At 45.0% G+C, this 13,242-nt stretch carries 3 protein-coding genes; all 3 read right to left on the bottom strand.

Annotated features, from left to right (window positions below):
* Positions 1-1,801, bottom strand: a 1,801-nt coding sequence (locus tag AC4CV5_RS20645; protein WP_490923780.1) for a condensation domain-containing protein, incomplete at its 3' end; no start/stop codon positions are given.
* A gap of 17 nt (positions 1,802-1,818) precedes the next feature.
* On the bottom strand, positions 1,819-9,498 hold the full coding sequence (locus AC4CV5_RS20640) for an amino acid adenylation domain-containing protein (RefSeq protein ID WP_490923779.1): 7,680 nt from the start codon (positions 9,496-9,498) through the stop codon (positions 1,819-1,821).
* A gap of 24 nt (positions 9,499-9,522) precedes the next feature.
* A partial coding sequence (locus AC4CV5_RS20635; protein WP_490923778.1) for an amino acid adenylation domain-containing protein occupies positions 9,523-13,242 on the bottom strand: 3,720 nt, incomplete at its 5' end.

Below are 13,242 nucleotides of genomic sequence, written 5' to 3'. Positions count from 1 at the left end.
CAGGAGCAAATACATGACTTTCTGCTTTTTCGCTCGCAAGAGATGCCGTGTCCACTTCAAGCGTCTCCCCGGAAAAGCTCGGTGCGGAGCATCCCGGCTGCGTCAGCAAGAGTGATGCCCCGCTGTCTTTCAGCATGTAGCTCAGCCGCTCCTTTGGATACGCAGGATCAAGCGGCAAATAGGCCCCTCCTGCCTTCAAGACAGCAAGGACAGCGATCAGCATTTCAGGTGAGCGTTCAGACAGGATCCCGACGATACTTTCGTTTGTGACGCCGCGTGCCGCAAGGTGCGCAGCCAGCCGGCTGGCGTACATGTCAAGCTCAGCGTATGTCAGCGAACCGCCGGAAAAGCGGATGGCCGGCCGTTCCGGTGTGACAGCCGCCTGTCGTTCAAACAGACCGTGCAGTGTCGGGGCTTCAGGCGAAACAGATACTGTCCCGTTGTTTTGAGAAAGGATTTTTCGTGTTTTGTTCTCATCTAGCAATGTCATCTTTGACACGGGAAGAGATGGATCAGAGATGACGTCAGAGACCATGTGCTGTAAATAATCTTTTATCTCGGACATCATGTTTGGTTGATAAGCGCCGGTATGAAAATGAATCCGAACGTACAAAGTACGGCCTGGGATCACTTTGACACTGCAGCTATAATTGGTCACCTCTTCCATCTCAAAATCCTTCACGGAGAAATCAAATGATCGAGCCTGATTCAGCTCTTCAATCTCTTGCTGGGTAGGTGTATTTTCAAAGACGATAATATGATCAATCAGCTCTTGTTTGAGAGCACTCTGCGCCTGAATGTCATATAAAGGGAAGTAACTATACGCTTCTGCTTCAGTCATGTCTTTTTGCATCCTGCTGACTAAGTCAGAAAAAGAAAGAGAATCACTTTGGACTCGAATAGGAATGGTATTGATAAAAAGCCCGACCATGTTTTCCACATCTTTTAGCTCAGAAGGTCTGCCTGATATAACGGATCCGAACACAGCATCGCTGCTGCGATTGAACTTTTGGAGCATAATCCCCCATAAAGCTTGGAAAACAGTGTTTAGTGTCGCACCAGAAGCTGCTGCGATTTTCTGTAATTCGGAGGTTTCTTTTTCAGAAATGGTGAACGTGATCTGCTCTAATGTCCCATCCGGCATTTGATCTGTTCTTTTTGGCAGAGGCGTAGCTTTTTCGAAATGCTGAAGCCTCTTTTTCCAATACTCAGCCGCTTCTTCTCGGTCTTGCTGCATCAGCCATTTAATATACGTCCCGTACGGCTGTACGGGAGGCAAATCAGGAAGCCGACCTTTTCCCAGCGCTTGATAAATGTAGAGAAAATCCTTAATGACGATGCCTAAACACCAGCCATCCATTAAAATATGATGGTGGCTCCAGATACAGACATAACGATCAGGCGCCCATTTTAAAATAGATATTCTCATCAGTACATCTGTTTGGAGATCGAAGCCTTTGGACTTATCCTGCTCTTTGAATGCCTCGGTACAATGTTCTTTATCTCTTTCGTTGAGATGAGAAATATCTTCAAAATGAACATGGCAATGACGATGCTTGAGTACGACTTGACGGGGTTTGGCTACATTTTTATAGATGAACGCCGTTCGGAAGATTTCGTATCTTTCAAAAACAGCATCCATACTTTTCTGGAAACGCTCCAAATCTAGCTGTCCATAGATCGTAAAAGAAGCCTGTTCAAAATAAGCTCTTGACTGTTCATCATACAGTGAGTGAAAAAGCATCCCTTCCTGCATAAATGACAAAGGGTATATATCTTGTATTTCGGGTTGCTGCGGCATCAGTGAATCTCCTCTCCCTATAGTTTGTTGACGGCTCCCATAATCTCACTCAATTCATCAAGCGTTAAATCTTCATCAGTGAAATCAGATGCGCTCCACTCTCGGTTTTCTTTGCCCGTACAATGCTCAATGATGTTTTCCAGAGTCTGTTTAAAATGCCCGGCAAATGTTTGGATTGTTTTTTTCCCAAATTGAAGCCTGTTATAAATCATGTGCATGTTTAGGCACCCCGAAGAAACGGCGCCGCTGATATCCAGTGCATGAGGACGCTCCCAGTTTGGGCTGATCTCATTCCCTGGCTTGATATCAGAAACCTCAAAGGCTTTTGATTGAATATCCTGATCAAACTGACCTAAATAATTAAAGCTGATTTCCGGGCTGCCTTTCTCAGAACCCCATTTTTTGTTGGTATATTTCAGCACACCATAGCCTGCGCCCTTATGCGGTATACGGTGCAGCATATCTTTTGTCTGTTTAATGAGGTGGCCCAGCCGCTCATCTTTGTTCTTATGATCAGAATTGCTCATATCAAGCCATACAGGATAAATCGAGGTGAACCAGCCGACTGTTCTACTAATGTCAATATCCTCAAGATATGATTCCCTTCCATGGCCCTCCATACTGATTTTAAACTGGTCATAGCCCGTCCATTGCTGCAAAGCAAGGCCTAAAGCTGTCAGAAGGATATCATTCATCTCCGTGCTGTATGCTTTATTTGCAGCCGTTAACAATAATTCTGTGTGATGGCGGGACAGATTAAAATCAATCACTTCTGTATCTTTGAATGTGTTTGGTGCTGCTTCATTGTCTTTAGGAATAGGTTGAATGTGACGGTTCTCTCGCTCATTCCAATATGCTTCTTCTCGCTGCATCTGGCGGCTTTTAGAGTAGTCAGCTATTCTTTGTGAATACGTTAAATATGAATCTGTTTTTTGCGGCAGTTTAATAGATTCTCCTGAGACTGCCTGTTTGTAGGCCGTTGAAAAATCCTCGAACAAAATGCGCCATGAAACTGCATCAACAACTAAGTGATGAATCGTCAGAAACAAATGGTCTCCATTCTCGGCTCTAAACAATCCAGCGTGAATCAATGGACCGGTTTCCAAACGAATATGCTCTTGTATCTGGCTGGCTACTTCCTCAATCCGATTACGTGCTTCTGTTAAGTTATCCTTTACATTAAACAGTTCAAGAGCATATAACTCCTTATCTGGAAGATCTATCCCTCTGTTTATCTGTACCGGCCTGCCATCTTCATACCGGCATACGATTCTTAGTGCGTCATGATGAGTCACCAGGCTTTTCAGCACCTTTCTAAGCGCAATCTCGTCAAATCTTTCAGTCCGGTAGAGCATAACGGACTGGTTAAAATGATTGATTTCCAGAGATTGCGAGAAAAACCATTGCTGGATAGGTGTCCAAGTGATCTCGCCTTCGACCGGACTTTGGTCAATGACGTGTATGGCTTTTCGAACCCGAGCGGACAGTTCACCAAGAGTTTGATGTTCAAACATCTCACGTACTGTCGTTTCAAATCCGCGTTGCTTTAACCTGGCACAAACTTGCAGCGCTTTAATAGAATCTCCGCCAAGTTCAAAGAAATTGGCACTCACGCCCAGCTCATCCACATCAAGAAGTTCTTCCCAAATTTCAGCCATCACCTTTTCAATCTCATTTCTAGGGCTGATATCATCAGCAATATAATCGTGTTTATCAGGTTCCGGCAGGGCTTTCTGATCAAGTTTTCCATTAACAGTCAGCGGGATGCTGTCAATCTGTATCAAACGGGCCGGCAGCATAAAGTCAGGCAGCATGGTTTTAAGAGAAGCCCGGATGTCTGATGCATTCGCTGCCTGTTTATCTTTTGTCACCATGTAAGCATATACAACTGCTTGCCCTTGCTCATCTGTTCTTGTGATGACAGCCGCCTCTTTAACAATTGGAAGCTGAAGAAGAGCCGCTTGGATTTCGCCTAACTCAATACGGTGCCCTCTGACTTTAACCTGATCATCAATGCGGCCTAAGTATTCCAGCTCGCCATTTGACAGGCGTTTAGCAAGATCTCCTGTTCGGTATAATCTGTCCCCCGGAAGATAAGGATTAGGCACAAAACGGTCAGCGGTCAGCTCATCTCTGTTGAGATATCCCCGTGCCACACCTTCACCGCCTATATACATCTCCCCTGGAACTCCGATCGGCTGCAGATTCATATGAGCATCCATTACATATGCCTGCAGAGTTGAAAGCGGTCGTCCGATATTGCTTTTATTTTTTGCAATGTCTGCTGCGGTCAATTTTTTGAATGTTACATGTACCGTCGTTTCTGTAATACCGTACATATTGATCAGATCAGTATCAGGATATTTTTCATTCCAGCTTTTCAGCATGCCGGGCTGTAAAGCTTCGCCGCCAAAAATTACGTATCGGATGTTTAATCGATCCGTATGGTTTTGATCTTCATGCATCAGGCCGTAAAAAGCTGTCGGGGTCTGATTGAGTACAGTGACGCGTTCTTTTTTTAACAATAATCGGAATGCATGGGGGTCACGGGCTGTTTCTTTAGAGACCACGACTAGTGTACTTCCGTTTAATAACCCACCGAACATTTCCCATACAGAGAAATCAAAGCAATATGAATGAAATAACGTCCAGACGTCTGCATGGCCAAATTCAAAAGGCAGGTTTTGATGCTTTAAGAGGCTGATCACATTGCGGTGCTCGACAATGACGCCCTTTGGCTGGCCAGTCGTTCCGGATGTGTATATCACGTATGCCGGCTGATCTGCTAGGGTTTGAATTTTTAAATCAGCCGGAATTGAATCATTTTTAACTTCATTGATATACAAAATAGGCCCGTTATAGTCTGCAGGTTTGTTTTGACCGCGCTCAGTCAGCAACATTTCTGCCCCGCTGTCATTGAGCATAAAGCTGATACGTTCCTGAGGATATTCAGGATCAATCGGCAAGTAGGCCCCTCCAGCTTTTAAAATCGATAAAATGCCAATGATTATATCAGGCGACCGTTCGAGCATCAGACCGACGATATCGCCAGTTCTGATCCCTTGTTTGATCAGCATAGCAGCTGTCCGCTCAGCTTTTTCATTCAGGTCTCGATAAGTAAGCTGAGAGTCACCGCACACCACTGCGAGATGCTCCGGATGTTCAGCGGCTTTTTTTTCAAATAAGCTTACAATGTTTTCATTTCTTGGATAAGCGGCATACTGTCCCATTTTTTCAAGGAGCAAATTACGTTCTGTTGCAGGAAGCAATTGTATTTCCGAAATTCTCATCTTGGTATCAGCCGTTACACTTTTCACCAGTTCAATAAAATGGGATGCCCATCGCGCAATGGTCTCTTCTTCAAAAAGAGCGGTGCTGTATTCAAACCGGCAGTGAATCCCGCCCGAATGCTCCTCAGCGTGTAATGTCAAATCGAATTTAGATATATCGTGTTTTGGAGTGACAGACGAAATTGATAGACCAGGCACTTCGAACTGGAAATCCTCACTGCTTTGAAGCACGAGCATCGCATCGAACAGCGGGTTGCGATTTACCTCTCGATGTATATCGAGCTTATCTGCCAGCTCCTCAAAAGGATAATCCTGATGCTCGTAAGCCGTCAGAGCCAGGTGGCGAATGTCCTGCAAATACGAGCTGAACGTTTTGTGGCCCTCGGGCTGGCTGCGCATCGCTAAAGTATTTACGAACATCCCGATGACGCGCTCCAGATCGGCGTGCGGTCTTCCGGCAGCAGGCGAGCCGACGACAATATCCTCTTGCCCGCTTAGCTTGGATAGCAAAATAGAATAGACAGCCAGAAGAATCATATACAACGTTGTTCCCGTTTCAACCATTAAACGGTGCAGCTCATCTGCCGTGTCTTTATCAATGTTTACTTTGATTGTTCCGCCGCTGAAATCAGGGAGACGCGGTCTTGTTTTATCAAGCGGTAATTCTAATACAGGAAGACTCCCGCCAAGCTGATCGAGCCAGTAAGCCTCCTGTTTTTTGTATAGCTCTTTCGGGTACTTCTCTTGCTGCCAAACAGCAAAATCCTTATAATGCAGGTTTAAAGCTGGCAACTCTTTTCCGCAATACAAGTCAGTAAATTCTTGGACAAGATTGCTCATCGAGACACCGTCGGCAATAATATGGTGCATATCGAGCAGCAAAAAGCCGCGATTATTGCCCATTGTAATGACACATGCTCTAAAAAGCGGACCGGACGATAGATCAAACGGTTTGATAAAAGATTCGATTGCAGACTCAAGCATTTGTTCTGATTCCATTTCAAGCTCTTTCAGATCAAAAGCCATCTCTGGATAAATGATCTGCACGGGCTCTCCTCTGTCAAGCACAAAAACAGTCCGCAATGCTTCATGCCGATTCACAAGTTCTGTGAGAACGCTTCTCAACCGCTGGCGATCCAGATTTCCGCGTAATTCAAGTACAGCGGGCATGTTATAGCCTGTGCTGTCATCTGCCAGCTGATGAAGAGCATATAATCGTTTTTGCGAGAAAGACAGCGGATAGACTTCTCTTTGATCCGCAGGCTCAATCTGTGTAAAAACATGTTCTTTTAAGCCCGTCAATTTGACTGCCATGCTTTCAACCGTCGGATAAGAAAACACCTCACTGAGCGGCAGCTCGACATTAAGCTTTTTATGTATTCTTGATACCAGTGCGGCCGCTTTTAAGGACTGTCCGCCTAATTGAAAGAAATCATCACGAATGCCGATTTGCTGTTTATTTAGCACATCTCCCCAAATATGTGCGAGATCAGCCTCGATTAAAGTTCGTGGCGGCATATATGTGAGGCTCGCATTGTTTTCTGGTTCAGGAAGTGCTGACCGGTCAAGCTTCCCGCTGGATGTTAATGGCATCCTGCTGATATTGGTAATACTTGCGGGAATCATATAGGGCGGCAATGTCCCGGCTAGATGCCGATACAAATTCGGGAGATTGTTTCCCTTTTCCGGAACGATATAAGCGACGAGCTCCTTTTCCTCAGCAGAAACATCGCGGGCCAGTACCGCTGCTTCCTTCACTCCTGGCGCCTGTCGAAGAACCGTTTCAATTTCTTTCAGTTCAATGCGGTATCCCCTAATTTTCACTTGATCATCAAAACGTCCTATATATTCAATCGTTCCATCCGGCAAAAAGCGGCCTGCATCACCTGTTCGGTATAAACGCTCTCCTTCAAGGAACGGGTGATCGGAGAATGCTTTGTCTGTAAGCTCTGGCTGTTTGTAGTATCCTTTTGCAAGACCCTCGCCGGAAATACACAGTTCGCCCGCCGCGCCGATCGGCTGCATTTGATTTCCGTGTAAAACAAATACTTTCGTGTTTGCAATCGGGTGCCCGATCGTGATCCTCCCTTTTTCATTCAGTTGTCGCAATATTGTTGTTGCCACACTATTTTCCGTGGGCCCGTATTCATTTGCCAATTCTGCAGAAGGACAAATCTTTTCACTCATCTCAAGTAGATCAGGCGTGACCGCTTCACCCGCAAATGTCACAATACGAAGACTTTTTGCATCGCCAGCAGTCATCACTTCCAATAACACCCGGTACAGGGAAGGAACAATGATCATGTGACTGACTTTATAACGGGCTATTTTTCGTTTAAGGGCTAGAACATCCTTCGCTTCGTCATCTGTTGTCAGCAGTACGCACGCACCGGATAAAAGCGGGGTAAACAAGCTCGTCACACAACCGTCAAACACATATGAAAACAAATGGAGGGATATATCCTGTTCGGTCATGCCATACTCTTCCCGTCTCCATAGCAATGTATTGGCAATGCCATGATGATCAACGAGAACACCTTTAGGCCGCCCTGTCGTTCCCGAGGTATAAATCAAGTAGGCAAGATCACCAGGCGGCACATCTGGAGCTGCTGATTGGTAGCTTTCTGTACGTTCTATCGGTATCATATTTCCTTCATAGTGCGGCGGGATGAATGACATAAGGTCTTCTTCTATCAGCAATTGGGCTGCTTGACTGTCCTTCAGCAGGAAAGAAAGACGTTCTTCTGGAAAATTTGGATCAAGCGGCATATAAGCGCATCCTGCTTTCCAAATCCCAAGTAAAGCTGCGGGCATTTCCATTGACCGGCCCATCATCACAGCCACGATATCTCCAGGTCCAACGCCTTTTTCTATCAGGGCGTGCGCAATCTGATTGGCTCTTCCATTTAATTGGTGATAGGTCCAGCATTCGTCTCCCATTTTCAATGCAGCAGCTTCAGGTGTTTTGTGAGCTTGTTCCTCGAACAATTGGGATATCGTTTTGTTCACATAAGGACGCTCTGTTTCGTTAAACAATTGGATAACCTGTTGCTCCTCCGGCGGCACGATATTGATGTCACTGACGGCAATATCGGGATGTGTCAAAATGCAATCTAGCGCTTGCTTTATATGGCCTTGAATCCGCAGCATCTCCTCACGTTCATAAACGGCTGCGTTGTAGCTGAATTTGATATAAAATGATTCTCCCGGAACAATAACGATATTAAAGTCGTAATTGGTTTGTTCGGACATTGAAATGTCACCAAGCTTCAGTGCGCTTTCGTCATTTTCACTCTCGATGCTTAATGCCTGATGAAGCTGTACAGGATAATTTTCAAAGACAAAAATATGATCGATCAAGCCTTGCTTCAATGGACTATGGTTTTGAATCTCATAAAGCGGATAATACCCATGCTGTTCAGATGCTAAAATATCCTCCTGCACGGCTTTGGCCAGCGAAGAAAACGTCATGCCCTCCGCAGATCGAATTCGCACTGGAACAGTATTAATAAACAAGCCGACCATTGATTCAATCCCGTCAATCGCTGACGGGCGTCCTGAAATAACGGAGCCAAAAACTGCATCATCAGCGGCAGTATATCGATGGAGAAGCACGCCCCACATACTCATAAACAACGTGTTTAGTGTCACTCCCCAATTTTGGGCGGCCTCAGTCAGTTTCTCAACTATTTCCGGTGCTAAAGAAAAGCTGATCTGGTCGGCTTTATAATCCCCGTCCGCCGGGCGGCGCTTTATCCGGGGGATAGATGCAGTATTGCCGTACTCCTTCAAATATCCGCTCCAGTAAGCAGCAGTCTCTTCTTGATCTTGTTCTCCGAGCCATTCAATATAGCGGCTGTACGGCACCGTGCTGCCAAGCCGTACAGGTGAGTTATTTTTGAGCGAATCATACATGCTGAAAAACTCTTTAAGAATAATGCCCAGACACCAACCATCCATGATGATATGGTGATGTGTCCAGACACATGTATATTGGCTGTTGCCTCTATCAAAAAGGGCAAGACGCATTAACGGATCTTTTTGCAAATTAAATCCTTTTTCCCGATCCTTGGTCAAAAAAGCATCGATCAGAGCCTGCTGTTCATGATCGGCCAGGTGAGAAAAATCTTCTCGATACACTGTCAATTCCCGGGTTGACAGGACTACCTGCTGCGGACCTGTAAGATCTTGGACTTCTTTAATAAAAATCGTTCTGAAAGTATCATACCGGGAAACAAGAAGGTTTAAGCTCTTTTGAAACGAGTCGATGCATAGATTCCCTGTGATCGTAAACGAGGTCTGTTCGACATAGGCTTTTGAGCTGAAATCCATCAGTGAATGAAACAGCATTCCTTCCTGCATGTGCGATAACGGATAAATATCTTGAATCTGTGCCGATTGTGCCATCAATTCCACACACCTTTTCAAAAGTTAAAGATCTTTCACGAGATCTTCGATGCTAGATAATGCAGACAACGTTAATTCCTTATTGCTGAAATCACTCAGCGTTTTTTCGCGTACTTTTTTCTGCGAACAATGCTCAATCATCTCGATAAGATGCCTGTGAAAACGATCCATAAAACACTCAATTGAGTGTTGGTTGAACACTTGGGTGTATACCGCTTTTACTTGAAGCCGTCCGTCTGTAATTAGAGCATTGATGTCCAGCTCATACTCTCGTTCTCTCTCACCCGCTATTTCGTAACGAGGCTGGTAAAATGATAATTGAAACGTTTCAGCTTCCTTCTCTTCGCTGAATTGGCCGAAATAATTAAAGCTGACCTCAGGCTCTTTATACTGCAGTTCTCCTATCTGTGTTAACAATCCGTAACCAGTACCTTTGTTCGGTACTCTTCTCAGCATATCTTTTGTCGTCTTAATTCGGTAAGCGAGCTGATCTTCGAAAGGCTCGGGAATACTCATGTCCAGCAGAATAGGATAAATGGAAGTAAACCATCCAACTGTACGTGAAATATCAATGTTTGGCACATACCCTTCTCTTCCGTGCCCCTCAGTGCTGATCACGATTTGGTCGTGCTCTGTCCATTCAGAAAGCGCAATTCCTAAAGCAGTAAGCAAAAGTTCGTTGACATCAGTGCCATAGGCTTGCTGGGTTTCAAACAGCAATCTTTCAGTCCAGTCCCCGGATAGTACAAACGCCGATGTATCGCTGTTCATTTGCAGTCTTCCTGGCACATTTTCCGTGTCCTTAGGCAGAAAAGCAGTGTGAGCGTCCAAAATTGATTGCCAATATGATTTTTCTGCAAGCAATTGTTTGCTTTCAGCAATTTGGGCAAGACCATTGGCGTAGGACAAATAAGAATCCGTTTTTGGCGGTAACTGGATCTCATGTTTTTCTAAAGCCTGCTGGTATGCTGCAGCTAAATCCTCAAGCAGTATTCTCCAAGAAACGCCATCTATTACTAGATGGTGAAGTGCAATCAGCAAATGGTCCCCTTCTGCCGTTTTAAACAAACCTGCTTGCAGCAGAGGCCCTTTTTGTACATTCATTTTGCTTTGAATGCCGATTTCCTCAGCGGCTAGTTTTTCATCAAGATGAGTCCTTTCCAGTGATTCTTTTGTCCAGTCTGCGATGTGAAGGCCGAACAGTTCACGATCGTTGTGATTCATTCCGCGATTATACTGAACGACATGGCCGTTTTGATTTCGTTGAAACACCATGCGAATCGCATCGTGATGCTCGGTTATTTTACGCAGCGCACGACAAAGCGCATTAGTATTGAATCCTTTTTCACTGAAAAGTATGACGGACTGGTTGTAATGGTAGTGAAAAGCATGAACCTGTCCGAAAAATCTTCGCTGAATCGGGGCGAGATCAGCTTCACCTTCCGCAGGTCCCTGATCAGCTTGAGATACCAATGGTGTGATATGTCCGCTTAGCTCCTGAATCGTTGGATAACGGAATAAGTCACGTATTGTCATGCTCCAGCCTTCAGCGGCCAGCCGTGCTGCCACTTGTAATGCTTTAATTGAGTCTCCGCCAAGCTCAAAAAAGGAATCGTGAATGCCGACTCGAGCAATGGACAGGACATCTTCCCATATTTCCGCTATCGTTTTTTGTATGTCGTTAACTGGTGCCGTATATGGACGTGTGAACACATCATTTGGAGCCGGCAAGGCGTTTTTGTCCAGCTTTCCGTTTAGGGTCAGCGGCAGTTTTTCTATAGGAATCAGATGCGCAGGAATCATATATGCCGGCAACTCCTTTGTTAAAGCAGCACGGAGAGTATTCGTATTGACGTCTGAAGGCACAATATATGCTGCTAAACCAGCATGTCCATTCTTATCATGCTGAACGGCAACAGCAGCTTCTCTGACCAGCCCGGTTTGAAGCAGAACACTTTCAATTTCTTCTGTTTCAATTCTGTATCCATTTATCTTCACCTGATAATCTATACGGCCAAGAAGCTTGATCGTTCCGTTTGGAAGCCAGCAGGCTCGATCACCGGTTCTGTACAGCCTTTCTCCGGAGATAAATGGATTTTCTGTAAATTTCAATTGTGTTAAGTCAGGTTTATTATGATAGCCTTTCGCAACACCTGCCCCGCTGATGCATAGCTCGCCAGCAACGCCAATTGGCTGAATTTGATCAGTCTGGCTGAGTACGTACATGTGTACATTCGGTAGCGGGCTGCCAATTGGGACGTTATCTCCCGCATACTCTTCTCCCATCCTTGTTTCATAGCAGCTGGAATCGATTGTCGCTTCTGTGACGCCATAACTATTGATGATGCGCATGCTTTGGCCAAAGCGTTCTGTCAATGTTTTGAAATCTTGAGCTTTCACCATGTCGGAACCAAGAATCAATATGTCTAAGTCAGGAAGCTTGAGCTTGTTACGGTATACATACTCCATAATTGGGATAATGAGAGCCGGTGTTGACTCCATTATCGTGATTCGTCGAGAGTTCATGATGCCATATAATTCAGAGGGTTCCAGTCGCTTTTCATCTTGGCAAACGATTAGAGTCCCACCGTTGGTCAATGTTCTCGCTAAATCTCCTGAAAAGACATCAAATGAAAAGCTCGCCATTTGAAGCAGTCTGACAGGCTTCCGATCCAGTTCATAAATTTGCCGCCAAGCAAGAGCTGCATGAGTAAAGTTCCGATAGGTGACAATAACGCCTTTAGGCGCGCCCGTAGTTCCTGACGTATAAATGATATATGCTACATCCTCAGGAGCAGGAGATAAGTCAAGGTTGCAGCTGTTTTCTTCATAAGAGCTCTCATCATCAAGGCAGATGTGAGATATATCACATTCAGATGAGTTTGAAATCAAATGCTTCAACTCCTGCTGCAATAGAAGAATGTCTGCTCCGCTATCACGGAGAAGGTGTTCAATTCTAGCCTTTGGATAATGTGAATCGATTGGGATATACACTCCTCCAGCTTTCATCACTGCTAGGATTCCAACAATTGCATCAATGGACCGCTTGGCTAAAACAGCCACAGTTGGCTTCGTCCCTTTTCTTTTTTGCAATGTCCGTGCCAGACGATTGGCTCTTTCGTTTAGAAGCCGATAACTAATCTGTGTTTCGTCATCAATAACAGCTATATGTTCTGGTGTTTCTTCAGCTCTCGCTTCAAATATGCGATGAAAAGGAACATCTTTTTGAGAAAATTCAACTTGAGTTTTGTTGAATTCAAAGACTATATTTTGTTTTTCTTGATCACTAAGAATGTTTATTTGTGAAAGGTTTGTTTCAGGATTAGAAAGTGCCGCATGCAGAAATTCGATAAAATGAGCTGCCCAGCGCTCAATCGTAGCTTTCAGGAATACTTCTGTACTAAATTCCAATTCGCAGCAAATGGCTCCATCTGTTTCCGTTGCTATTAGTGTGATATCGAATAAAGAAATGTGATGTGCGAAATTGGCGGGCCGAACATTTATCTCTTCCAGATCCATGTCCTGCTTTTCCATATTTTGGAGGATAAACATCGCATCAAAAACTGGATTCCTGCTCATATCCCGCGTTAATTCAAGCTTGTCGACGAGCTCTTCGAACGGATAATCCTGATGCTCAAAGGCTTCCAATGCAGTCTCGCGCACTTCTTGCAAATGCTGCACAAACGGCTTCCCGCCCTCCGGGCGTGTCCGAAGCGCCAGCGTGTTCACAAACATGCCGAGTAT

The organism is Bacillus sp. NS1 (genome assembly GCF_058248265.1).
Note: the sequence above shows the minus strand (reverse complement) of the source record. Positions and strands in the feature narration are given on the sequence as shown.

Excerpts from the sequence above, each read along its gene's own strand:
- AC4CV5_RS20640 (WP_490923779.1), bottom strand. The coding sequence starts at position 9,498 with ATGGCACAATCGGCACAGATTCAAGATATTTATCCGTTATCGCACATG.